Annotated in this window: 23 protein-coding genes and 4 tRNA genes; 9 read left to right on the forward strand and 18 right to left on the reverse strand. The window is 63.9% G+C overall.

From position 1 onward, the window contains the following. The first annotated feature begins 9 nt into the window (after nt 1–9). The gene (gene pstB, locus P6281_RS03360) at nt 10–786 is read left to right on the forward strand and encodes a phosphate ABC transporter ATP-binding protein PstB (RefSeq protein WP_008263919.1); all 777 of its coding nucleotides are present in this window, start codon (nt 10–12) and stop codon (nt 784–786) included. Here pstB and phoU read toward each other — a convergent pair. The 5 genes from phoU to P6281_RS03385 form a co-directional block, all read right to left on the reverse strand. Beyond that, nucleotides 783–1,451: a phosphate signaling complex protein PhoU gene (gene phoU / locus P6281_RS03365; protein ID WP_008263921.1), complete on the reverse strand. Its 669-nt coding sequence runs from the start codon at nt 1,449–1,451 to the stop codon at nt 783–785. The two genes, pstB and phoU, sit on opposite strands and share 4 nt — an antisense overlap. Before the next feature lie 58 nt (nt 1,452–1,509). Next, nucleotides 1,510–3,645, reverse strand: coding sequence for an LCP family protein (locus P6281_RS03370; RefSeq protein ID WP_324738611.1), 2,136 nt, complete (start codon nt 3,643–3,645; stop codon nt 1,510–1,512). 209 nt (nt 3,646–3,854) lie between these two features. Next, nucleotides 3,855–4,988, reverse strand: coding sequence for a tRNA dihydrouridine synthase DusB (gene dusB / locus P6281_RS03375; RefSeq protein WP_014379108.1), 1,134 nt, complete (start codon nt 4,986–4,988; stop codon nt 3,855–3,857). A 7-nt stretch (nt 4,989–4,995) separates the two neighbouring features. Then, entirely contained in the window at nt 4,996–6,018 is a 1,023-nt protein-coding gene (locus P6281_RS03380) for an acyl-ACP desaturase (RefSeq protein ID WP_009954448.1), read from the reverse strand. A 154-nt stretch (nt 6,019–6,172) separates the two neighbouring features. Then, nucleotides 6,173–6,787 carry a TetR/AcrR family transcriptional regulator gene (locus P6281_RS03385; RefSeq protein WP_029384628.1) on the reverse strand — a complete coding sequence of 205 codons (615 nt, stop codon included), beginning with the start codon at nt 6,785–6,787 and terminating at the stop codon, nt 6,173–6,175. A gap of 66 nt (nt 6,788–6,853) precedes the next feature. Between P6281_RS03385 and P6281_RS03390 the strand changes: the two genes are divergently transcribed. Both P6281_RS03390 and P6281_RS03395 read left to right on the forward strand, forming a co-directional pair. Further along, entirely contained in the window at nt 6,854–7,906 is a 1,053-nt protein-coding gene (locus P6281_RS03390; protein WP_036458188.1) for an oxygenase MpaB family protein, read from the forward strand. Nucleotides 7,907–8,022: 116 nt separating this feature from the next. Next, a protein-coding gene (locus P6281_RS03395; protein WP_324738612.1) for an IS3 family transposase occupies nt 8,023–9,182 on the forward strand; the annotation gives its coding sequence in 2 pieces (ribosomal slippage) (nt 8,023–8,311 and nt 8,311–9,182; 1,161 coding nt in all). Nucleotides 9,183–9,255: 73 nt separating this feature from the next. Here P6281_RS03395 and P6281_RS03400 read toward each other — a convergent pair. The 3 genes from P6281_RS03400 to P6281_RS03410 are packed head-to-tail and all read right to left on the reverse strand — an operon-like array spanning nt 9,256 to nt 10,448. Then, complete coding sequence (locus tag P6281_RS03400) at nt 9,256–9,459, reverse strand: hypothetical protein (protein ID WP_014379111.1); 204 nt, start codon at nt 9,457–9,459, stop codon at nt 9,256–9,258. Nucleotides 9,460–9,503: 44 nt separating this feature from the next. Continuing rightward, nucleotides 9,504–9,902 (reverse strand): ArsR/SmtB family transcription factor, encoded by a 399-nt coding sequence (locus tag P6281_RS03405; protein ID WP_014379112.1) that lies wholly within the window; start codon nt 9,900–9,902, stop codon nt 9,504–9,506. 45 nt (nt 9,903–9,947) lie between these two features. Next, nucleotides 9,948–10,448, reverse strand: coding sequence for a nucleoside deaminase (locus P6281_RS03410; protein WP_014379113.1), 501 nt, complete (start codon nt 10,446–10,448; stop codon nt 9,948–9,950). A gap of 119 nt (nt 10,449–10,567) precedes the next feature. On the opposite strand from P6281_RS03410, the gene P6281_RS03415 reads away from it, so the two are divergent. After that, nucleotides 10,568–11,467, forward strand: coding sequence for a class I SAM-dependent methyltransferase (locus P6281_RS03415; protein WP_014379114.1), 900 nt, complete (start codon nt 10,568–10,570; stop codon nt 11,465–11,467). Nucleotides 11,468–11,506: 39 nt separating this feature from the next. Here P6281_RS03415 and P6281_RS03420 read toward each other — a convergent pair. Further along, nucleotides 11,507–11,582, reverse strand: a tRNA-Lys gene (locus P6281_RS03420). Between the two features lie 124 nt (nt 11,583–11,706). Between P6281_RS03420 and P6281_RS03425 the strand changes: the two genes are divergently transcribed. From P6281_RS03425 to P6281_RS03435, 3 genes are all read left to right on the forward strand, one after another. Beyond that, nucleotides 11,707–11,779: transfer RNA gene (locus P6281_RS03425), tRNA-Glu, on the forward strand. 29 nt (nt 11,780–11,808) lie between these two features. Beyond that, nucleotides 11,809–11,885 (forward strand) — tRNA-Asp (locus P6281_RS03430). A 27-nt stretch (nt 11,886–11,912) separates the two neighbouring features. After that, a tRNA-Phe gene (locus P6281_RS03435) sits at nt 11,913–11,989 on the forward strand. Nucleotides 11,990–12,021: 32 nt separating this feature from the next. Here the strand turns inward: P6281_RS03435 and P6281_RS03440 are convergent. The 5 genes from P6281_RS03440 to P6281_RS03460 form a co-directional block, all read right to left on the reverse strand. After that, nucleotides 12,022–13,179 carry a tyrosine-type recombinase/integrase gene (locus tag P6281_RS03440; RefSeq protein WP_041787011.1) on the reverse strand — a complete coding sequence of 386 codons (1,158 nt, stop codon included), beginning with the start codon at nt 13,177–13,179 and terminating at the stop codon, nt 12,022–12,024. Beyond that, nucleotides 13,180–13,410 carry a helix-turn-helix transcriptional regulator gene (locus P6281_RS03445; protein WP_041787012.1) on the reverse strand — a complete coding sequence of 77 codons (231 nt, stop codon included), beginning with the start codon at nt 13,408–13,410 and terminating at the stop codon, nt 13,180–13,182. It abuts the gene before it with no gap. Between the two features lie 10 nt (nt 13,411–13,420). Beyond that, the gene (locus P6281_RS03450) at nt 13,421–14,767 is read right to left on the reverse strand and encodes a hypothetical protein (RefSeq protein WP_014379116.1); all 1,347 of its coding nucleotides are present in this window, start codon (nt 14,765–14,767) and stop codon (nt 13,421–13,423) included. Beyond that, nucleotides 14,764–15,186, reverse strand: a complete 423-nt coding sequence (locus P6281_RS03455) for a hypothetical protein (RefSeq protein ID WP_041787013.1) — start codon at nt 15,184–15,186, stop codon at nt 14,764–14,766. The genes P6281_RS03450 and P6281_RS03455 overlap by 4 nt, the downstream gene beginning before the upstream one ends. Nucleotides 15,187–15,285: 99 nt before the next feature. Further along, nucleotides 15,286–16,080, reverse strand: a complete 795-nt coding sequence (locus tag P6281_RS03460; protein WP_014379118.1) for a GntR family transcriptional regulator — start codon at nt 16,078–16,080, stop codon at nt 15,286–15,288. 78 nt (nt 16,081–16,158) lie between these two features. Between P6281_RS03460 and P6281_RS03465 the strand changes: the two genes are divergently transcribed. Beyond that, entirely contained in the window at nt 16,159–16,587 is a 429-nt protein-coding gene (locus tag P6281_RS03465) for an NUDIX hydrolase (protein ID WP_041787014.1), read from the forward strand. Nucleotides 16,588–16,655: 68 nt separating this feature from the next. Here P6281_RS03465 and P6281_RS03470 read toward each other — a convergent pair whose 3' ends face one another. From P6281_RS03470 to P6281_RS03480, 3 genes are all read right to left on the reverse strand, one after another. Next, nucleotides 16,656–17,255 carry a TetR family transcriptional regulator gene (locus P6281_RS03470; protein ID WP_041787015.1) on the reverse strand — a complete coding sequence of 200 codons (600 nt, stop codon included), beginning with the start codon at nt 17,253–17,255 and terminating at the stop codon, nt 16,656–16,658. A gap of 156 nt (nt 17,256–17,411) precedes the next feature. Continuing rightward, nucleotides 17,412–18,302 (reverse strand): alpha/beta fold hydrolase, encoded by an 891-nt coding sequence (locus P6281_RS03475; protein WP_041787016.1) that lies wholly within the window; start codon nt 18,300–18,302, stop codon nt 17,412–17,414. Nucleotides 18,303–18,374: 72 nt separating this feature from the next. After that, nucleotides 18,375–21,452, reverse strand: coding sequence for an MMPL/RND family transporter (locus tag P6281_RS03480; protein WP_014379122.1), 3,078 nt, complete (start codon nt 21,450–21,452; stop codon nt 18,375–18,377). 790 nt (nt 21,453–22,242) lie between these two features. Between P6281_RS03480 and P6281_RS03485 the strand changes: the two genes are divergently transcribed. Continuing rightward, entirely contained in the window at nt 22,243–22,938 is a 696-nt protein-coding gene (locus P6281_RS03485; protein ID WP_014379124.1) for a TetR/AcrR family transcriptional regulator, read from the forward strand. 433 nt (nt 22,939–23,371) lie between these two features. Here P6281_RS03485 and P6281_RS03490 read toward each other — a convergent pair whose 3' ends face one another. Next, entirely contained in the window at nt 23,372–23,743 is a 372-nt protein-coding gene (locus tag P6281_RS03490; protein WP_044059196.1) for a hypothetical protein, read from the reverse strand. Nucleotides 23,744–23,847: the final 104 nt, after the last annotated feature.

Here is a 23,847-nt window from a genome sequence, read left to right on the forward strand (position 1 = left end):
GGAGCAGTAGTGGCCAAACGGTTGGACCTCAAGGGCGTCAACATCTACTACGGGTCGTTTCACGCCGTCGCGGAGGTGACGCTGACGGTGTTGCCGCGCAGCGTCACCGCGTTCATCGGCCCGTCGGGGTGCGGCAAGACGACGGTGCTGCGCACCCTCAACCGCATGCATGAGGTGGTGCCCGGCGGGCGCGTCGAGGGCAGCGTGCTGCTCGACGACGAGGACATCTACGGCGCCGGTGTCGACCCGGTCGGTGTGCGCCGGGCCATCGGGATGGTGTTCCAGCGTCCGAACCCGTTCCCCGCCATGTCAATTCGCGACAACGTGGTGGCCGGCCTGAAGCTGCAAGGGGTGCGCAATCGCAAGGTGCTCGATGAGACGGCCGAATACTCGCTGCGCGGCGCGAACCTGTGGGACGAGGTCAAGGATCGGTTGGACCGGCCCGGTGGTGGTCTGTCCGGCGGGCAGCAGCAGCGGCTGTGCATCGCCAGGGCCATCGCCGTGCAGCCCGACGTGCTGCTCATGGACGAGCCGTGCTCGGCGCTGGACCCGATCTCGACGATGGCCATCGAGGAGCTGATCAGCGAGCTGAAGCAGGACTACACGATCGTCATCGTCACCCACAACATGCAGCAGGCGGCCCGGGTCAGCGACTACACCGCGTTTTTCAACCTGGAAGCCGTCGGGAAACCGGGGCGGCTGATCGAGGTCGACGACACCGAGAAGATCTTTTCCAACCCGAATCAAAAGGCGACCGAGGACTACATCTCGGGCCGTTTCGGCTAGCTGGACGGCGGTTTCGCCTCTTCCTCGGGCAGTCTGCCGGTCGCCTGGAAAATGACGCGCCTGGCCACCTCGACGGCGTGGTCGGCGAAACGCTCGTAGAAGCGGCCCAGCAACGTCACGTCGACGGCCGCCGCCACGCCGTGCTTCCATTCCCGGTCCATCAGCACCGAGAACAGGTGCCGGTGCAGATCGTCCATCGCGTCGTCTTCTTCGCGGATCCGGGCCGCCTTCTCCGGGTCGCGCGACAACACCACCTCTTGGGCGCTGTTTCCCAATTCGACTGCGATGCTGCCCATTTCGGCAAAGTAGCCGTTGACCTCTTCGGGCAGGGCGTGCTGGGGATGCCGCCGTCGGGCGATCTTGGCGACGTGCAACGCCAGCGCACCCATGCGGTCGATGTCCGCCACCATCTGAATGGCGCTCACGATCGAGCGCAGATCACCGGCCACCGGCGCCTGCAATGCCAGCAGCACAAAGGCGCTTTCCTCGGCGCGTGCGCTCATCGCGGCGATCGCTTCGTGGTCGGAGATCACTTGTTCGGCCAGCACCAAGTCGGCCTGCAGCAGGGCTTGGGTGGCCCGCTCCATGGCGATTCCTGCCAAGCCGCACATCTCGCCGAGCCGCTCGGATAACTCCGAGAGTTGCTCGTGGTAGGCGGTTCGCATGTCGTCAAGGATACGTTCCCCGCGTCCCAGACAGGCCGCGGAGCGCCGTCAAAACGGCTTATTCGCAGGTGGTGTCGGCCGCGTTGGTGACGGTCAGGTCCTCGGGGAGCTTGGCCGGCGCGTTGCTCGAGCCGCGTTCGATCTGCAAACTCATCGGCGAGCCGCTCGGCGAGGGGGCGGTGACCGACTTGAAGTCGGGGCCCAGAACCACCTGCACGACCTGCCCGTAGCCGGACACCCGCTGGACCTTGGCGTTGGCGAACGAGGACGCCACGGTGGCCGCGGCCTCTTCGTTGCCGGGCGAGAACAGCACCGTCGTCGCGGTCACCGAACTCGGATAGTCGTCGGGGGCCATCACGTTGAAGCCGTCCCGCTTGAGCTGGGTGGTCGCGGTCGCCGCCAGCCCGGTCTGCGTGGTGGCGTTGGAAACCCGCACGGTCACACCGCTCGGCGAGGTCGTGGTGACCTGTTCGTGTTGGGCCTCCGGCGTCGGGGACGGTTTCCTGGTGGTCGGGGCCTTCGACGCGCCCGTCGTGCCCGAGCCGGACGATGCGCCCAAATTCTTTGCGTTCTGGTCGTTTTCCTCCGGCAGCGGATCGTCGTTGATGATGGCGTCGAACAGCGCCCGCATGTCGGACATGCGGGGCGGCTCGTCGCCGTTCTGGTCGGTGACGCCGGTGGGCACCGTCACGAACGTGACGTGGCCGGCCGCCATCCCCTGCAACGACTGACCGAGCTGCACCAGGTCCTTGGACTTCACGTTGTCGACGACGGTGTCGCTGATGAACATGTTGACGACGTTGTTGAGCTTGTTGAGGTCAAGCAGCGTGTCCGCCGAGATCAACGACCTCAGCAGCGACGACAAGAACAGCTGCTGGCGCTTGATGCGGCCGTAGTCCCCGTTGATCTCCGTGGTGACCTGGCGGGCCCGTACGTAATTCAACGCGGTGGAACCGTCGAGAACCTGGCGCCCGCCGTGTTCAAGGACGGTGCCCAGCTCGTAGTCGTGCAGCGGGGTGCTCGAGCACACCTCGACGCCGCCGAGGGCATCCACCATTTTCGCGAAGCCTGAGAAGTCGACGGCGATGAAGCGGTTGATGCTCAATCCGGACAGCTTCTGGATTTCCTTCACCAGACACTTCGGGCCGCCGAAGGCGAACGCGGAGTTCAGTTTGGTCTCGGTGTAGACCATCTTCGGTCCCCACGTCTGCGTCTTCGCGTCGTAGAGCGGGCCGTACTTGCCGGTGGTGGGGTCCCAGGCCTCGCACTGCATCGGGGTGATCGCCAGGTCGCGCGGGAACGACACCGCCACCACGCGTTTGCGATTGGCCGGGATGTTCACCAGCATGACGGTGTCCGAGCGGGCGCCGTCGGCGTCGTCGGTGTCGCCGGCGCCCATGTTGGCGTTGTCCCCGGCGCGCGAGTCGAGGCCGACGATCAAGAAGTCTTCGTCGCCGTATTGCCCGTTCGCGTCGCGGATGTCGTCCGAGTGCGGGTCGAGTGCGTTGATCGTGTTGAGCCGGGCGTTCTTCGACGTGCTCCACTGCCAGGCCCCGCCGGTCATCACCAGCGCCAGCACGGCGGCCAGCGCCGCCACCGAGCGGCCGGCCAGCAGCATCGGGCGCCGGCGTTTGGGCTCCTCGGCGGCGGTGTCGACGGCGCCGGATGCCGGCTCGTCGGGCTCGTCCTCGTTCGGGTAGTCGGCGTCCATGAGCTCGCGAAGCTCGGAGACCGCGTCGAACGAGTAGGCGAGGTCGTCGATGACCTGTGTTTTCTGCAGCTCGAGCGGCGGTTCGGGCTCGGGCCGGAAGGCTTGGGGGCGGGGCTCGAAGAATTCGGGTTCGGGGAATTCGGGCTCGGGGAATTCGGGCTCGGAAGGCTCGACCTCCGGGGCCGCGCGTCTGTGGATGGGCCGGTCGGGGGCACCGATTTTGGCGATCAGATCGGCGACGCTGACCCCGCCCCCGGCGTGGCTTCCGGTGTGCTCGGTGTCGTCGACTTCCTGCGGCGCGGCGGGCTCGACGGCCGTTTCGGGCTGCCAGCGATGGATGTTGTCGTCGGGCGGCGGTTCGAAGAATCGCTCCCAGGGAGCGGCGCCCAGGCTCGGCGACGGGCCCGTCGGGATCGGTTGGGCGTGAACCTCGCCCGGTGCATGCCGACCGTTACGAGTGGCGTCGCGCTCGCCGTCACTCATGTCCTACCGGCCTCCGAAGCTCTGATGCAGACGTCAGCGTGTCCGTGCGTGGTGGCAGCGCGGCGCCGCTCGTGTCGGCGCGACGGCTCGTGCCATCCGTTTTCGTCGCGCCCGTGCGGCGGCACAAAATCATCCGCCGTCCAAGCGCATGCAACAAAGCCCACATCGTACTGAGTTATCGGTCCGGAAGCGATTTCGAGCCGGTGGACTCAGCCGCCGGAGTGCATGACGTCGGCGCCGGCCGGCACCGTGCAGTCGTCGGGGTCGTCCAGCCAGCCTTCCGGGAGCACGACCCGGGCGGGTGAACCCTGCCGGCCCCGGGGCCCGCTCGCCTCGTCCGGGAAGGGCACGTTGGCGTCCAATCGGTCGAGAAGGCGGTCCAGCTCGTCGAGCGTCTTGACCATTGCCAGCGCTCGGCGCAGCTCGGAGCCGGCGGGAAAGCCGTGCAGGTACCACGCGATGTGCTTGCGGATGTCGCGCATGCCCTTGTCCTCGCCGAAGTGCGCGGCCAGCAGCTGGCCGTGCCGGCGGACGATGTCGGCGACCTCGCCCAGCGTCGGTGGTGTGGGCGGAGGGCTGCCGGTGAAAGCCGCCGACAGCTCGGCGAAGAGCCACGGGCGGCCCAGGCAGCCGCGGCCGATGACCACGCCGTCGCATCCGGTGGCGGCCATCATCGTCAGGGCGTCGCTGGCGTCGTAGATGTCGCCGTTGCCGAGCACCGGGATCGTGCGCACATGCTGCTTCAGCCGGGCGATCTCGTCCCAATCGGCGGTGCCGGAGTAGCGTTGCGCCGCCGTGCGGGCGTGCAGCGCGACCGCGGCGGCGCCCTCGGCTTCGGCGATACGTCCGGCGTCGAGGTGCGTGTGGTGCTCGTCGTCTATGCCGATGCGGAACTTGACGGTCACCGGTATCTGGGTGCCCTCGGTGGCGCGCACGGCCGCGGCGACGATCTGGCCGAACAGCCGCCGCTTGTAGGGCAGCGCCGACCCGCCGCCGCGCTTGGTCACCTTGGGCACCGGGCAGCCGAAATTCATGTCGATGTGATCGGCCAGGCCTTCGTCGGCGATCATCTTGGCGGCCGCGTAGGTGGTCGCGGGGTCGACGGTGTAGAGCTGCAGCGACCGGGGCGACTCGTCGGGGGCGAACGTGGTCATGTGCATGGTGACCGGGTGACGCTCGACGAGCGCGCGGGCCGTCACCATCTCGCAGACGTAGAGGCCGCTGACGGTGCCGACCTTGGATCGCTCCAACTCACGGCACAGCGTCCGGAAGGCGACGTTGGTGACGCCAGCCATCGGTGCCAGAACCACCGGGCTCGCGAGCGCGATGGAACCGATGCGCACCGCTTGGTTACCGCCGGCTCATGGTCAGCGTGCCCGCCGTCCGATGCAGCTCGACGGCTGTGGTCCTCTTGCCGGTGCGGGCTTCCCGGTCGAGCTGGCGCTGCTTGGAGACCTCGAACTTGTCGCAGGTCTGCTCCAGCTCCTTGATCAGCACCCCCAGGTCGTCGCGCAAGGCGGCGGCCTCACCCGAGAAGTCCTCACGCTCGAAGATGCGCCATTTCCTCAACACCGGCATGACGACCTCGTCGAGGTGGATGCGCGGGTCGTACACGCCGCCCACGGCGATCATCACGGCCTTGCGCCGGAACTCGGGCACCTGGTAGCCGGGCATCTGGAAGTTGCGCAACACCTTGTGCAGCGACTTCATCGCCTGATTGGGCGCGATCTCGAACCCGGCCTCGGTGACGTCGCGGTAGAAGATCATGTGCAGGTTCTCGTCGGCTGAGATCTTGGCCAACAACTGATCGGCGATCGTGTCGTTGCACGCCTTACCGGTGTTGCGGTGCGAGATCCGCGTCGCCAACTCCTGGAAGGTCACGTAGGTGACCGAATCGAACAGGCTCTCGGCGAACAGGTCTTCGCGAACCTGGTGGTTCTGGCCGGGGCTGAAGCCGCGGTTGACCACCTCGATGCGCAGCTTCTCCAATTCGTACGGGTCGACCGCGCGCGTGACCACCAAGTAGTCGCGCAGCGCGATCCCGTGCCGGTTCTCCTCCGCGGTCCACCGGTTGACCCATTGGCCCCAGGGGCCGTCCATGCTGAAGTTCATCGCGATCTCGCGGTGATAGGACGGCAGGTTGTCCTCGGTCATTAGGTTCTGCACCATCGCCACCTGGGCGACGTCCGAGAGCTTGGATTGTCCCGGCTCCCAGTCCTGCCCACCGAGCGCATAGAAGTTCTTTCCGTCCGACCACGGGATGTAGTCGTGCGGGTTCCAGTTCTTGTGCATGCTCTCGTGCCGGTTCAGGTACTTCTCGACGACCGGCTGGAGTTCGTGCAGCAGCTGTAGGTTTGTCAGCTCGGCTGACATAGTGCCTCCAGTTATCTGTGTCGATGGGTAGCAGTCAATATATCTGTGTACTTCGGTAGCAGCAAGTTCCTCGTCGGGCGTGGTCGATAACGGTTTGACATCGCGATCAACCCCCAGTTTTACGGCTTGCCGATCCGGCCCGAATGAAAACCCGCTACTGCGACTTGCCGAGCTCTCCGGCGGGGACGTACGGCGCCGCGGTGATGTAGAGCATGTTGATGCAGTAGTCGATGAACTGTCTGCGGGTCGCCCCGAGTTGCCCGTGCAGGTAGGCGGTGAACAGGCTCGACAGGCCACCGACCAGGCTGGTGGCGATCATTTTCTGCAGCACGGCATCGCCGATCCGGGACAGCTTGCGCTGCAGCAGGTCGATGAAATTGGGCATCCACTCCGCGCCCGACCGCACCAGCACCGGCTCCACCGCCGGCGCCAGCAACAGCACGCGCCCGCGGACCGGGTCGTCCACCATCAGCTCGACGAACCGCTCGACGGCCTCTCGCGGGGTCGTCGCCGACGTCAGGGTGTTCATTGCCCGCGTGCAGACGTCGTCATAGACCGCGCGCACGAATTCGTCACGGTCGGCGAAGCTTTCGTAGAAGTAGCGTTCGGTCAGCGCGGCCTTGCGGCACACCGCGCGCACGGTCAGCGCCGGCCCCCCGGAACCGCCGAGCAGCTGCACCCCGGCGCTGATCAGATTGTCACGGCGAAGCGCGAGGCGACTCTCCAAGGGGACGCCGGTCCAGCGGCCCCGTCGTTGACCCGTCTGCACATCGCTCCTAAGCTGAAAATGACAACGGCTGTAGTCAAAAATTCAGATACCTACAGGAATCCAATAGTGACTCAAGATACGTCCGCATCGCACCCCCTGACCAGCGACGCGACCGGCGCCCCTGATCAGTCTGGCGGGCCGGCCGACGGCTCCAACGGTGTCGCGGGCGGCTGTCCCGTATCGCCACTGGGCTACGACGCGCCGCCAACACCGCTGGGACCCGATTCCCTGACCTGGCGTTATTTCGGGGACTGGCGGGGCATGCTGCAGGGCCCATGGGCCGGATCGATGCAGAACATGCACCCCCAACTGGGCGCGGCGGTGCTCGACCACTCCACCTTCTTCCGCGAGCGGTGGCCGCGTCTGCTGCGTTCGCTGTACCCCATCGGCGGGGTCGTCTTCGACGGTGAGCGCGCCCCGGTGACCGGCGCCGAAGTCCGCGACTACCACACCGACATCAAGGGCGTCGACGACCAGGGCCGCCGCTACCACGCCCTGAACCCCGACGTCTTCTACTGGGCGCATTCCACCTTCTTTATGGGCACCATTCACGTGGCCGAACGGTTTTGCGGTGGGATCACCGAGGCGCAAAAGCGTCAACTGTTCGACGAACATGTCGAGTGGTACCGCATGTACGGCATGAGCATGCGTCCCGTGCCGAAGTCGTGGGAGGAGTTCCAGGCCTACTGGGACCACATGTGCCGCAACGTGCTGGAAAGCAACGAGGCGGCACGGGCCGTGCTCGATCTCAGCGAGTTGCCCAAACCGCCTTTCGCGCAATGGATTCCGGAACCCTTGTGGGCCTTGCAGCGCAAACTGCTGGCACCGTTCTTCGTCTGGCTGACCGTCGGCCTCTACGACCCCCCGGTGCGGGAGCTGATGGGCTACCGGTGGTCGCGCCGCGACGAGTGGTTGCACCGGCGTTTTGGCGACCTGGTTCGTTTCGTATTCGCCCTGGTGCCAAGCAGATTCCGCAAGCACCCGCGGGCGCGTGCCGGGTTGGACCGCGCCAGCGGGCGAATTCCGCTCGATACCCCGCTGGTGCAAACGCCGGCGCGCAATCTGCCGCCGATCGACGAACGCGGGGACCCCAAGCACTACTGTCCGATGGTGTCTTGAGCCGTACGACGATGCAGCCCGCGAAGCGGGGTGAGGAGGAGTGCGGCAAGGGTCTGCCCCCGGTTTGGTTGACTCCTGACCTGTGAGGATTCGTCCTTGCTGGAAGGATCAACCTCGTGCCGAGACCGTTTCCCGCCGAGTTCCGAGCCGATGTCATCGCTGTGGCCCGCAAGGGTGAGGCGCCGTTGCGCCAGATCGCGAAGGACTTCGGGATTTCGGAGGCCTGCCTGCATCGCTGGCTTAAGATCGCCGACCGCGAGGACGGTGCCAACCGGCTGTCGCCTGCGGCGGTCTCTGAGGATGTGTCGGCGCAGCTGCGCGAGGCGCATAAGCGGATCAAGCTCCTCGAGCAGGAGGCTGAAGTGATGCGTCGCGCGGTCGGCTACTTGTCCCGGGATGCCAACGCAAAATGATGTACCCGCTGGTCCTCGACCTTGCCGATGACGGCGTGCCCGTCACGGTGACCTGCCGGGTCCTCGGATTTTCCACCCAGGCGTTCTACAAATGGCGCAAAGCACCTCTATCGCAGCGAGATTGGGATGATGCGCACCTGATCAACGCCGCCCGCGACATCCATGCCGACGACCCCGCATTCGGCTACCGATTCATCGCCGACGAACTTCCCGGACGCGGTATCTTCGCCAGCGAGAACCGTGTCGCACGGTTGTGTTCCCAGGAGCGCATCTGGTCGGTCTTCGCCAAGAAGCGAGGACTGAACCGCAGATCCGGGCCGCCAGTTCACGACGACCTCGTGCAGCGTCAGTTCAGCGCCCAGGCCGCCAACCAGGTCTGGCTGGCCGACATCACCGAACACCGCACCGATGAAGGCAAGCTCTACCTCTGCGCGATCAAAGACGTCTATTCCAACCGGATCGTGGGTTACTCGATGGACTCGCGGATGAAGTCCTCGCTGGCAGTGGCCGCCCTCGATCACGCCGTGGCGTTGCGTTCACCTGCCGCGACGATCGTTCATTCGGACAGGGGTAGCCAATTTCGCTCACGAAAGTTCGTCCATGCACTGTCGCACAACGGATTACACGGATCGATGGGTCGTGTCGGCGCGTGCGGTGACAACGCTGCCATGGAGTCGTTCTTCGCCCTTCTGCAACGCAACGTGCTCGACCGGCGACGCTGGTCCACCCGAGCCGAACTACGCCTGGCGATCGTGTCGTGGATCGAGCGGACCTACCACCGACGCCGCCGGCAACGCGCACTCGGCAGACTCACCCCGATAGAGTTCGAACTGCTCCACACACAAGCCGCAACCGCGGCCTGAAAATCCCACCCCGCGAGTCAACTGAATGCGGGGCAGTCCCCAATTCGGTCTAGCCGTACGGTCGTCGTCCGCGCTAGGCGTGGGCGTGGCTGTGAACGTCCTCCAGCCCGGCCTGGTGCACGTGCCGATGGGTGTGTTCGGTCCCGTCGTCGTGCGCGTGGGAGTGTTCGTGCTCCACGTGGTCGTGCTCGTGGGACGTGTGTGCATGTGCGTGCGTCACGTCGCCGTGCCGATGCTCGTGGTCGTGCGGTGCGTCGTGGGTGTGCTCTTCGCTCATCGGTGATGCCTCCTTGCGTGAAATGCCTTGTGCTTCCGGCCGACTCAGCGGCCGCTGCTGCGGTGTCGGTTCGACGATTCGGCTACCGCCTTTAGCCCGTCGTCGCCGCGGTGGTGGCCGGGGACCCCGGGTCCGGCGTGCTCGGCGTTGAAAACGGCGTCGATGACGAGCTGGCGGACGTGGTCGTTCTCCAGGCTGTAGAAGATCGTCGTGCCCTCCCGGCGGGTGCGGACCAGACGTGCCATCCGCAACTTCGCGAGGTGCTGGGAAACCGACGGCGCCGGCTTGCCCACGTGCTCGGCGAGTTCGTTGACCGACATCTCTTGGTCGGTCAACGACCAGAGCACCTGCACGCGGGTGGCATCGGCCAGCATCCGGAAGACCTCGACCACCAGGCCGGCCTGGTCGTCGGGAAGACGCCCTTTGCTATTACCTGCATGCATACGCAAATACTAGCGAAGGTCGGCGGGACTTGCCAAGGGGGCGGCTCAGGACGGCGGGACGACCGTCGTCTGGCGTCGGCCGCCGTTGTGCTCGTTCCACAGCCGGTAGACCTCTATCGCCCCCTCGTGCGGCTCGTAGCGCATCGGCAGGCGCCGCCGGTCCCAGTCCTTGGCGAATTCGTCATAGAACGTGGACAACTCGAAGTACTTGCGGTCATCGGCGTAGTACTGCTCGTAGCTTTCGCGCGTGGTCAGGAACACGACCTGCCGGGGCGAGCAGTAATACAGCGAGCCCAGGCACATCGGGCACGGGTGGGCCAGCACGTAGATAGTGGTATCGACGAGGTGCTCGGTGCCCAGCTTCACGCAGGCCTCGCGGATGGCGAGGATCTCGGCGTGGGCGGTGGGGTCGTTCGTCTGGGCCACCCGGTTGGCGCTCTCGGCGAGCACCTCGCCGCCCCGGACGATCACCGTGGCGAACGGCCGACCGCCTTCGGCCACGTTGCGGCGAGCCAGTTCGATCGTTCGTTGAGCGAAATCGGTCACGGGTCCTCCGGAGTGGGACGGCAGCAGATAGGTCGGAGAGTAGCCCCGTCGGCCGCCACACCGAGTCCGTGATGTTAACTAGATTATCTATCTTTTTCCGAGCCGACTGAAGGGGCATCATGGCGCGCACCGATCGTGATCGTTGGGACCTGGCGACAAGCGTGGGGGCGACGGCGACCATGGTGGCCGCCCAGCGGGCGCTGTCCTCCGAGGCGAAGTTGATCGACGACCCCTATGCCGCGCCGCTGGTGCGGGCGGTCGGCATCGACGTCTACGTCCGCCTGGTGAACGGCGAAATCGAGGCCGGCGGGAACACGGAGTTCGATCCCCGGCGAATGGCGCAGGGAATGGCCTGCCGAACCCGGTTCTATGACCAATTCTTTCTGGATGCCACCCGCGGCGGCATCGGCCAGGTGGTGATCCTCGCGTCGGGCCTGGATTCCCGCGCCTACCGGCTGCCCTGGCCGGCCGGCACCGTCGTCTATGAGGTCGACATGCCGGAGGTCATCGAGTTCAAGACCCTGACCCTGGGCGATCTGGGCGCCGAGCCGACCGCGCAGCGGCGCACCGTCGCGATCGATCTGCGCGACGACTGGGCCTCGGCCCTGCGGGCCGCGGGATTCGATCCCCAGGCCCCCTCCGCGTGGAGCGCCGAAGGCCTGGTGGTCTATCTGCCGGACGACGCTCAGGATGCGCTGTTCGACAACGTCACCTCGCTGAGCGCCCCCGGCAGTCGTCTCGCTTTCGAATTCGTGCCCGACACCGCGGTTTTCGCCGACCCGCGGTGGCGTGCTCACCACGACCGGATGAGCGAACTCGGCTTCGAGATCGACTTCAACGACCTCGTGTACCACGGCCAGCGCAGCCACATCGTCGATCACCTGAACCAGCGCGGCTGGCAGACGTCGTCGACGACGGTCGCGGATCTGCACGCGGCGAACGGTTTCGTCTACGCCGACGACGACGTCGCCGCGGCCTTCGCCGACGTGACGTACTGCAGCGCTGTGCTCGGGCGATGAGCGGTCATCGGTCGCGCACGGCCCACGCGATGCGCGATGTGGTGCCCCCACTAGGACTCGAACCTAGGACCTGCGGATTAAAAGTCCGTAGCTCTACCAACTGAGCTATAGGGGCCGCGAAGATTCAGGATACTTGGACCGAAAACCCGGCTCGTTTGAGGATTGGGCACACCGTGACCTAAGCTGACGTGGCTCCCAACGAAACCACGTTGCGAGTACCCCGGAGTGATTCGGTTCTGGCCCCCATCGTCTAGTGGCCTAGGACGCCGCCCTTTCACGGCGGTAGCACGGGTTCGAATCCCGTTGGGGGTACGCGACGCGGTGACGCGGAGCAGCAGCAAGGCCCTGTGGCGCAGTTGGTTAGCGCGCCGCCCTGTCACGGCGGAGGTCGCGGGTTCGAGTCCCGTCAGGGTCGCCAAGCGCGGCGAGGCACTCGCTGCCTTCCGGCCAGGTAGCTCAGTCGGTACGAGCGTCCGCCTGAAAAGCGGAAGGTCGGCGGTTCGATCCCGCCCCTGGCCACCAGTCTTGAACTGCACGGACGCGGTGACAGCACTCTATGGATATTTCGGTGTGTCCGGTTCCTGTCCGTTCGCCTGGTCTTTGGCGACGTCATTGAGCCGGTCGAGATTCGTAGCGACGTGGTCGAGTTCGTCTGAGTAGAGGTCGCTGTAGATGTTGGCGGTGACAGTCGGCGTCGAGTGCCCCATGGTCTTCTGGACGTAGCGGAGGTCGGCCCCGGATTTGCGGGCGAGGCTCGCGTAGGTGTGGCGCAGGTCGTGGATCGTCAACGGCGCCAAGCCGGTTTGCTTGAGGGCTTTGTTCCAGTGGGTGTGTCTGCGCCAGTTGTTTGATCTGAGAAAGCCGCCGTTTGGTGAAGTGATCGCTTGTTCTTTAGGTGAGCGGTTTTCGATTCGTGGCTCGAGCGCGTCGATGACGATTTGGGGGAGTGGGACGGTTCGGACGGCGGCGCGAGTTTTCGGTGGCCCGACGATAATTCGGCCCTCCACGTCCGGGGCGGCTTGGCGGACGTAGAGGCGGCGTGCTTTGAGGTCGATGTCGCCGACGCGCAGGCCGACGAGTTCGGACCAGCGCAGACCGGTAAAGGCCAGGATTGTGACGATGTCGCCTTGGCCGCCGCAGGCGGTTGCTAGGGCGGCGACTTCCGTAGCGGAGAGGTAGCGGTGACGTTCCCGCGCCGGCATCCGACCGGATGACACACCTTGGGCCGGGTTGATGTGAATTCGGCCGTCCTCGCGAGCCATGTCGAGAATCGAGCGCAGCAGCCGGAGCGTGGCGAGTCTGGCCCACGGGCCCACGGTGAGGCCGCCGATGAACTGCTGCACATCCTTCCGGCTGACCTCGTCGACCGGGACATGGCCGAAGCGCGGGCTGATACGCAGTTCCCAATGCTGCACGTAGCCGCTCCACGTCTTGGGGGAAACGGCCGGCTGCTTCGACGCGCTGTATTGCGTCCAGATAGCGGAGAGGCTGGCGCGGCCAAGTCTGGGGTCGAATCGTCGGGCGCCGATCGCCGACTCGCCGTCGCGATCCGCCTTGAACGCGCGCGCTTCCCGCATGGTGGCAAACGTCGATGATGTCTCGACCCATCCTGACGGGGAGTTTGGATCGCGCACCAGGTAGCGCACTTGGTAGCGCGCCTGGCCGGCTGAATTGGTCCGCTTTCGGATGCCGCGCGGTACTGATCCGGCCACTTAGCGGTGCACCTGCTTGAGCCACGCGCGGACTTCCGCTGCGTCCCAACGTCTTACGCGATCAGATAGCGTGTAGCAGGGCGGCCCCACATCTGCGCCGTGTTCCCGTAGCGCGCCCCATCGGCTCACGGTGGCAGTGGACACGCCAAGCAGCTCCGCCACCTGTTCCGCTGTCAGAAGCTCTGGAAAGGTCGCTATCTTGGTGGTGGCGTTGATGCCAAGAGTTGCCATGCCGCTGTCCTCAGTTCTCTGCGGGACCAGTAGATCTTTGGCTCTTGAACCCGTATTCTTGTGCAACAGAACGGATTAACGAATCTGGCCAGTAGTCGGCACGTACTCGCATCGTTGATCCGTCTTCTGCGATGACGTATCCGGTCCCAGGTTCACTCGGGTTGATGCGGTGCGCGGGTGCGGCATCAGCGAGGCCATCACCCAGAACCATCGCGACTTCGTCGCGTGAACGCAGCCGCAATGCAACGGTCTGGGTGAACAACCCGCGCATGGGCAGAATCTCCTTGCGGGGGTCCTGCATGAAGGCGGTGGCCACGAGGCCTACGGCCCTGCCCTTTGTCAGGATGCGTGAGAGCGAGGCTGCAACTTGCTTCTTGAGGGCGACGTCTGTCATGTAAGCGGTCAAGCCCGCCAATTCATCGATGAGCAGCACCACGAGCGGTTCGGCGGTGCTCGGTGTGTGCGAACGCGCTTGGCCGGCCATCCTGCGGCCACGGCAATCCAGCAGCTCCTCCAACTTGTTGAGCAGGCTCGCGGCCTCGACCTCGGTCGTCGCGATCTTGCTGAATAGGGCGGAGCCGACTGACACTTCGATCCCGTACTTGAGGTCGACGGCGAAAAGCCGCACGGTTCCTGACCTGATGGCCGGGCCTAAGCCGCCTGCAATGCCCCAAAAAATGGAGCCCTTGCCCGCTCCTGAGCACCCGACAGTGAGGGTGTGGAGGCCAGCGACGCGGAGAATCCAAGCCGAGCCGTTCTCCCGTCGGCCAATCTTAACGGCAGTTGCCTCGGTGCAGGCTGGCCGTCTAGCAGTCTTGATGGCCGACAGCTGTTGTCGCATAACAAATTCCATGCGAACCGTCCCGGGTGCTACCACCGTGGAACGGGCGGAATGTGCCCCGACAGCGTCGCGGATCGCGGGGACCGCGTTTTCGAGGTCATCGACTGTCTGGCCCGTTCGTGTGCGGACGGTCATGTGCAGGCAGTGATCGGAGATGCTCACCCCGAGAAGGCGAGGGTGGGTCCAGACTGTCTTCGTCGTGGTCTTGCCCTGCGAGTCCGTACGTGCGACGCGCTCGGAAGTCGACAGCCCGCAGGCCTTGGCAACTCGCGGCCAAGAGGTCAACGCCCATAGCAGCCATCGGATCCGCCGCGCAGGGGTTGCGACATAGCGCCCAAATGTGGCGGGCGAACGCAGTCTCCAAACGACGAGCGAAAGGGTGACCACGCCGGTCACCGCGGTGAGCCATGTGGCGCCGACCGTCAGTAGGTGCGTGAGGTCAAAGAGGTCCGTCCCGGCGTCGGGATCTGGAATCGAATACGGATCGCTAGGTACTACGGGGTCGTACGGACTCATGCTGACGCCCGGTCTGCCGCTGAGGACCCCGCCTTGCCAGTGTCCGCGGTCATGCTCGAGGCCCGAAACGACCACGCAATGCGGCCGGATTCGCTCGAACGGTCCACGTACGGCAACACGCACAACTCTTCGAAAATCACTGGTGTAAAAGGCATTCCGGCAGTGTTCTGTGGGCACACAGGCTGCTTGGGCGTTGCGAACTTGACGGTCAGGGTGCGTGCCCGCTTGCTCGCGGCCGGATCACCGTCGAGGACTTCCACCTGCCACAACGGCAGGCCTGATTCTCGATCAGTCGCCTGAACCTTGTTGTCTTTCGTTGACCGCTCGTAATCGATCACCGGCGTCACATCTGACACCACGAACGCTTTGTGTGGGAAAACCTGCTGGTGGGACAGCTTGAGCCACTTCGGCACAGACACTTTGTCGACCTTTCGTAGAACTGCTCTAGACAAGTTGAGGGTACATAGTCGTCTAGAGGAGTGCAACGGGCGACGCGTGATTCGTGTGAGACTTTGCGCTCAGCGGGCCGGGAACTCGTATTCGAGCAGGTAGGCGGAGGCCACCTTCACGGTGTCGCAGACCTCCACCGCCACGTCATCGGTGTCGTAAGCGGTTCGCAACACCGTAAGCACCGGAACTCCTGAGTCAAGCTCCAGCTGCCGCCGTTCTTCAGGAGTGGGCATCCGAGCGGCGACTTCTTCAGTGAAGCGAGCAAGCACATGACCGTGCTCTTCTAAGCGCGCGTAGATACCACCGGGTCCGGTATCCAGCTGCTCGATCCTCGTGCCTTCGGCAAATGCCGCCGGAATGTACGAGACGGCCGTCTCGACGGGTCGCCCATTCGCCAGGTAACGCCTCGATCTCACGACAATGTCATCGCCGTCTGAAACTCGAAGGCGCTCAGCCACAAACGAATTCGGCCTCTCTCGGCTCACAACGATGTTGTCCACCTGCGGCGCGAAATCGGATTTCTCCGCCTCGACGGTAAATGCAGCCTTGCCCTCGGCGCGGTGCTGTCGTGCGAATCGATCAGACGCTAGTCTGCGGATTCGAGGTTCCGGGCGGACGAACACCCCGCGGCCGTGTTGTGAGATGACCAATCCGTCGGAACGAAGCTCCTGCACCGCTTGTCTTACAGTCATGCGCGCTACACCGAAATGTTCGATCAGTTCCGCCTCGGACGGCAGTCGCTCCCCGGGTGCGAGCCGATTGGAACTGATCGCCTCTCGCAGTATGCCCGCGATTTGCCGATATGGCGGTTTGTCATCGCCTCGATCGATTTGTCCAAGTTGCAGCACCCGCGAGCCTTCCATTACATGTCTAGACGACTAGTCTAGGAAGCCAGTCAACCCGTGTCACCTCCGACGGCATCGAACAATGGAGACCGAACGATGGGAACCACTCCTAAACACTCAGTCAGTGTCGCCGGCATCGTCGTACGTGGCGATGATCGCATTCTCGTGATCCGGCGAGATGACAACGGCCACTGGGAAGCCCCCGGTGGCGTACTCGAACTGGACGAATCCTTCGAGGATGGTGTGCGGCGGGAAGTCCTCGAGGAAACTGGATTGAAGGTCACGGTGCAACGTCTTACCGGCGTCTACAAGAACCTCAAGCAGGGGATTGTCGCGTTGGTCTACCGCTGCAGTCCTGCCGCTGGCGACACGCACCCGACTGCCGAAGCCCGGGAAGTCCGTTGGATGGCGAAAGAAGAAGTTCAGTCTGAGATGAGCCCTGCTTTCGCCGTGCGCGTTCTGGACGCATTCGACGAATATCCGCACTCGCGTGCCCACGATGGAGCCAACGTTCTTTCAGAGTAGAGACTGTGACGGGGCCACATTGCGTTTAGCCGGCCAACCGTATGCCCCGAGTTCAAAGCGGTCTACTTTCAATCGAATCCAGCCAACGTGACTCTCAAAGCTTCTTTCAACTGAACGTGCAGCGGTGGCTTCGTTTCAGTGTCTGAGCTCAGCCAGCGCCGAAGTATGAATTGTGCGGTGGCCAAACCCGTGTGGACCAGCAGCGAGGGACGGATGTCGGATGCCGCATCGACGCCCATCCTTGTGGCGACGAGTTCGACGAGCTTGCGGTCATCGTTGTCGCTGATCAGTACCGATTCGCTCAGTAGGTGGGGGGCGGTCAGTATGGCTCGTTGCCAGTAGTGCGGGTTCGGATTGGTTTTGTCCCAGGCGGTTTCGGCAAACAACGCGATCAGCGCCTCGGCTGCCGATTGGTCCGACGGCTGAGCGCCGTAGGCACCAACGATTTCGGCGACCGCCTGCCGCAACGGCGCGACAAGAAGGTCGTCCTTCGTAGGCGCGTAACGGAAGTAAGTACTGATGGATATCCCGGCACTGGCAGCGATGTCCTCAGTGGTCACAGCAGCAAATCCACGTTCGGCAAAAAGTTGGTGCGCGGTGCCCTGGATCTGCGAGAGCAACTCGGCACGGCGTCGGTCCCTTAACGAGCCAGTATTTGCGGAGGGCATGACATCGCCTTCGTCAATCCGACATTCCCAGATGCTTCCTGAGTTATGGTACGAACAGTAGCGTAGCGAAACCAACAGTACTAGGGGGGTTCACTTGCTGGTCTCGCAGTGTTGGGGGCCCAGCAGGCGACGCGGGTTTCACGGGAAAAGACCGTCTCACAAAAATACGCGGCGGTCGAGGAAGTCGGTGACAGCGCTGGTGAAGGCGTCGTTGTCGTCGCCGGCAACCATATGACCTGTGCCCGTCACGTCAGTTGTTTCGGCGTGCGGGACGAGTTCGAGGAATTCGTTGACCGTTTCCTCGGAGACGACGTCTGAAAGCGCGCCCCGCACTAACAGCGTCGGGGCCGTGATTCGACGTGCTCCTTCGGCGAGAAACCCGCTGATCGCCTCGAACTCCTCGGTGTCGGTCATGAGTTCGCCTTGCAGGACATCGAAGTTGGAGCTGATGAAGGCTGGGTCCCAGCGCCAGACCCATCGACCGTCGCTACGTTGGCGCAGAACTTTGTGCAGACCGTCGAGATTTTCGGGTCGCGGTCGGCGCGGGTTGTATTCGGCGATGATGTCGGCGGCATCGGTGAGTGTGCCGAAGCCGTCGGGGTGGGCGGCCATGAACGACACGATGCGACGGGCCCCGTGGAACTCCATCCTCGGGGTGATGTCGACGAGAATAACGGCTGCCCACAGCCCGGCTGGGGCCAGCAGGTGGGTTGCCAGGATGGTTAGCCCACCCAGCGACGCGCCAACGAGGGCAGGGGGACTCTCGGTGCCGACGTGTTCTCGAACCGAGAGCAGATCGGCGACGAACTTTTCGACGTCGTATTGTCCGCTCGGGTCCCAGTCGCTGTCGCCGTGGCCGCGGGTGTCGTACGCGATGACGGTGTAGCCATGGGCGTGGAGGCGACGAGCTGTGGTGGCCCAGGCGTGGCGGTTTTGGCCGCCGCCATGGAGGAGCAACACCACGGGACCAGTCGTGGGGTGCCGGTAGCAATCCGCCACGAGAGTGATGCCGTCGCGCGTGTGGATGCGCTCCTGAGTAAGTGTCATGTAATCCGCGCCCCTTTGGGCGCAAGGTCCACGCCCGTCACGCTGCGTTGTCCCTCAGGTGACATGTCATCGTCAGCGTGCTCTGGCGCGCGGGGCCAAGGGCTTCCGTTGAGGCCACCAGCTGGCCTCACCGAGCAATGTGGCGATCGCGGGAACCGTGAGGGTGCGGACCACGAAGGTGTCCAGGAGTAGGCCGCAGCCGATGATGAGTCCGGCTTGGAGCATGATCGCGACGGACCCGACCATAAGGCCGAACATGCTGGCCGCGAAGATGAGCCCGGCCGAGGTGATGACTGAGCCGGTGTTCGCGACCGTGCGCAGCACGCCGACGCGAATGTTGTGAGCGGATTCCTCGCGTAGCCGCGAGATCAGCAGCATGTTGTAGTCGGCGCCCACCGCGACCAGGATGATGAACGCCAAAAGCGGAACGGGCCAAGCGATTTGCTTGCCCAGGCCGTATTGGAAGACCAGTGTGCCGATGCCCAGTGCGGCTGCGTAGTTGAGTACGACCGTACCGAGCAGGTAGAGCGGGGCCACCACGGCACGTAGCAGAACGACGAGGGTCAACCCGACGATGACGAGTGTGGCGATGGCCAGTAGGTGAAAGTCGGCCGACAGGAGGCGCTGGATATCGGAATTGACGGCGGGGAAGCCGGCCATCGATATCCGGGCGTGAGCCAGCGAGGTGTTGGGGCGTGCGGCATCGGCAACGTGCGTGATCTTCTGCGCGAGATCCATCGCTTCGCTGCTGTAGGGGTTGTAGCTAGATTCGATGGCGAAGCGCGCGGTCTTGCCGTCAGCGGATAGAAAGTGCTTTGCCACATCGGAGAACTGGCGATTCTCGAAGGCGTTAGCGGGAAGGTAGAAGCCGCTGGAGTTGTCCGAACCGGCGCTGGATCGCGCGGAATTCTGTAGCTGGGTGGCGATCTGACTCATGCCGGACAACATTTCGATGTTGCTGTCGGCGAGGGTGTGCACACCGGTGGCTAGGGCTTGTGCTCCCGACGCGAGCTGGCTGATGCCGTTTTGAAGGCGGCCGATGTTGCCGGCCATGTCGGCGGGATCGCCAAGCGCTCCGAAGGCCTTGTCCAGCGAAGTGACTGTGCGCTGCAGGTCTGCCACGGTGCCGCCTGCATTATTGGCATCGGGCTGGTACAAATCGCCGAGGTCGGCGAGCTGGCTGAAAAAGCCGCCATCGCGCAAAGTCACCAAGATCCGTACCTGGTCGCGGATCTGGGCACACTCGGGGGTGGTGGCACACCAGGGGGAGGTGTTGAGCGCACCGACCAGCGGGTCGATGGTGGCGATCGCTTGTTGGGCTTGTTGAGCTTCTTGGCGTAGCCCGGGCCCGGTTCGAATAGCTTGGTCGACGGTCGGTGTGGTAGCCGAAAGCTGCTGCAGCAGCTGGCGAAAGCGCTGAAATTGTGGCCCGCTGGACTGGGCTTGGGTAAGGATCCCGGTCAGCGGAGTCAGCGCCGTGCGCAGGGTGGTGTCAAGTTGCGCCAGGCCGCCCGCGAGTTGGTCGGCGCCACCGGTGAGTTTGGTGAGATCGGTCTTGTGGGCGTCTCCTTTGGCGACGGCATCGGCCATCTTGGTGCCGATCTGGCCGTTCTGCCAAGAAAGCTGTGCCTGGTCCAGTCGCGCCCCGGTAGGCCGGGTGACGCCGGAAACTTTGGTGACACCTGGCAATTGCGACACGCGAGACGCCATTTCGTCCAGGTCGGCCAGGCTTTTACCGGTGCGCATATCGGTCGGTGATTCGACGACCATGAACTGCGTGATAACGATATCTTTGCGAAAGTGCCTGTCCAGCAGATGATAACCCTCGTTGCTGGCGGTCGTTTCCGGCTGGCCTTGACGGTCGTCATAGCTCATGCGCATGGTCAGCGCCACAGCAGCTAGCCCTAACACGAGAGCCAGGCTGGCGGCCAGCAATGGGCCGGGCCGGCGGACTACGGCCACCGCGATCCAGTTCCAGTAGCGGCGTGTGCGGTCGGCTTTGGGCTCGCCGATGCCGCGTTTAGCGGCCAGCGCCAACACCGGTGGGAACAACGTCACGGTGGCCGCGACTCCGACGAAGACGGCTATCGCACACGCTGGGCCCAGCGCGCCAAAAACGCTCAGCTTTGCAAACACCATGGCCAAAAATGCAAACGCCACAGTCGCCGCGGAGGCCAGGATTACGCGCCCGATGGTGGCGGTCGCATTGATCACCGCGAGGTCGGGCGAGACCCCCTGGCGGCGTTGCTCGTGATACCGGCTGATCAAAAACACCGAATAATCGGTGCCGGCGCCCAACAGAATCGCCGTCATGAACGCGATGGTGAATTGCGACACCGGCATCCCCGCTTCGCCCAGCCCCGAGAGCACTCCGCGCCCTACCCCAAGACTGACGCCGATAACCACCAGTGGCAGCAACGCGGTAAACAATGACCTATAGATGACCAGCAAAATCAGCGCAATCAGCCCCGCGGTCACCACAGAAATGACAATCAAATCCTGCTCAGCCGAATCAATTTGATCGCTGAACGTCGCGGGAGGGCCGGTTACGCGAACCGTCGTGGACGTACCGTTAAACGACTGGGCGGCGATAGCGCGCACCACCTGGACGGATTCTGCCGCCTTCGGATCGCCGAGTGTGCCCGCCACCCCGACCGGCAGATACCATGCCTTGCCGTCCTGGCTCACCGCCTGACCGGCAGTAACCGGGTCGGCCAACAGATCCTGAACCAGTCGCACATGCTTGGAATCGGCACGCAACCGCGAAACCATCGCGTTGTAACGCTGACGCACCGGCGCAGTCAGGCCCGTCGGGTCCTCTACCGCGACGAAGACGGTTGTCTTGGATCCCTGCTCGCCGAATGCGATCCCCATCCGGTCCACGGTTTGCAGCGAGGGCGCATCAGGAGGGATGAGATTCACCGACTGCTGCTTTACGACGATCTCCAATTGCGGGAACAGCACGGCTAAGACGCCGGCAGCCACCACCCACGCGGCGATGACCAGAACCTTGTGCCGGATACTGAACCGCGCTAAGCGGGCAAGCCGGTCGCTGTAAACGCCCTCACCAGCGGTGACCTTGCGGAGTTGTTCCCGGACCGGCCGACTCAAGGTCGCCACGCCCGACGAAACCCACCCGGTATCTACCATCCCCCGTCTCCGCTACGTTGAAAGAAACTAACGGTATCGCAACAGTACTACCGGTACCCTTTCATGGTGTCGGTGAAACTGCTACCGACAGGCGTGCCCATTCCACTGCGGCGGCACCGATCGGCCCTGGCGCTCGACCTCGATGTCCTGTCGCCGGTTCCGTACCTCGGATACGTCAGTACGTAATCCATTGGTATGCAGATCATTTGACGTTGGGCATGGGTCATCGCTGGCTGCTGACAAGCTCACGAACGCCGTAGGCGAAATGCCAGCCGGGAACTCAGCCTGATCGGCTCATCGCGAACATGATCGTGCATTTCCCGACTCATCAGATCGTCGTCCAGGTACGAGCAAGTGCGAGGGGGATAGTGACGTGGACGAACGCGGCCCTGGTCGACCGGGCGTCCTTGGTGTGTGCGCTTGGCAATACCGCGACTGGCCAGCCGGATATCCCGAACCGCACGCCTCCAGAGGTGGGTTTTCGTCAGCGAAATCGGCACATTCATCAGGATTTGACGTCTTTCGTCCGTGAGGTCGCCGCGCCGAGGCAGAAGCTGGATCCTTCGATAGCCACGCGGCCGGCCGACTGGGGGCAGCACCGTCGACTCCCCCGGGTCCCGAACCGCTCGACCGGTTGCCTGATCACCAATCCTCCTTCGGTGCTTGGCCTACACCGCCAAAGTGTACTCATAGTATCGCTACGATACTACTAGTATCGTTCGACGGATTGAATGGCTTCCCCGGTGCAATTCGCTGCGGGCCAGGTTCGTGGGGGGTTTACGGTGACTACGTGGAGCGTGACGCCGAAACCTCGGTAGATGAAGACGACGACGTCGACCCACGCCGCCTTCGGTCACGGACCCGATTGCTGGATGCGGCGACTAAACTCCTCAATGCCGGTGGCATCGAAGCCGTCACCATCGACGCGGTCACCAAAGCCTCCAAGGTCGCACGCACCACGCTGTATCGGCACTTCACCAGCTCCACCCAACTGCTGGCCGCCACATTTGAACGGCTGCTACCGCAGGTCACCCCACCACCTGCTACGGGATCATTACGCGACCAACTGATCGAGCTGTTGAGCCGACAGGCGACCCTCTTTCAAGAAGCGCCGCTGCACGTCACCACGCTGGCCTGGGTCGCGCTCGGGCCAACACCGGACGGCACAGAGGAAACCTACGATCGCAACGCGCTCCGAACACGGATCATCGACCACTACCGCCAACCGTTCAACAGCCTCCTAGAAGGCCCTGAAGCCCGAGCCGGCCTCGACGACTTCGATCTAGAACTGATCCTGTGCCAACTCGTCGGCCCGGTGGCGTTCGCTCGACTCACCGGGCTGCGCGCAGTCGATCGCCGAGATTGTGAACGTATAGTCGACGATTTCCTCACCGCGCACCGCCGCCCGGCAGACACACCCCCTTCGCGGCCCTCGGCCCGGAAATCCTCGTCCGGCATAAGCCATTCCGATCAAGGCGGCAACTAGCTCGGCAGACGGTCGACGATGCATAGCCCGGATCGGGCTCGCGCACACTGCGCAACTAAAAAGTGTCAACGGCAAGCGAAAACTGATCAGCTTGCCGCGCAGTGGTCAGTATTCAGTTGCCGCCGACAAAAAGTCGATTCCCAGTCGGTATGCGGGCCCGCAGGGCACGAAACGCTATCCGCGCCAGCGACGCATCGAGACAGAAGTGAACGACCCGATCGAAGTGCGGCGTGACGGTAGGTGTTCACCCCGATGTCAACCACAGGACCGGGAACACGCGTTCGCCACGATCGGACAAGCCGGAAGGCAGCAGCACCGAATCACCGGGATACATCATGCTGTCATGCACATCGCATCACACCGGCGTTGGGGGACATCCACCCTCAGCGACCCACGTGTCTTTCGTGGCCAGCTTAAGAGCAGACTCATTGCCTCAGTCAGCATCAGTAACACGTTCGGCGCCAGCGGCTTTTAGCAGCTGGTCGCGCGCTTCATGAAGCCTATCGAGGGCGCTCTTCAAGTCGAGAGCGGCGTCGGCCAATTCAGAGCGGGCCGCCGGGTCGCCGTGTGAAGCAAGGCTCGCGGTCGCCGACGTGAGCGCCCTAACGTGGCGCATGACATCAATGGTGTAGCGAGCGGTCCGCATCGCGGTGGCACCCTCGGTTCGCTGGAGATGATCTCTCATGAGACCTAGCCAATCATCGATCGTGTATCGATCGAAGTTGTACATCGCGTTGAGCACCCAGCGTTGCCAGGCCGGTGGGCGTTGTGATGACGTCCGGAGCAGGACCGGAGGAGTAACCATGATCGAAATTTTAGGGCGCGAAACCGGCGTTTTCGACGGTCAGAATAAAGAATGTATGACGTGACGAACCCGAGTGCGCATTGTGGCAATGGATGAGTTCGGCT

This window comes from Mycobacterium sp. 5-140-3-2 (genome assembly GCF_035666375.1).
Lineage (GTDB): Bacteria > Actinomycetota > Actinomycetes > Mycobacteriales > Mycobacteriaceae > Mycobacterium > Mycobacterium intracellulare.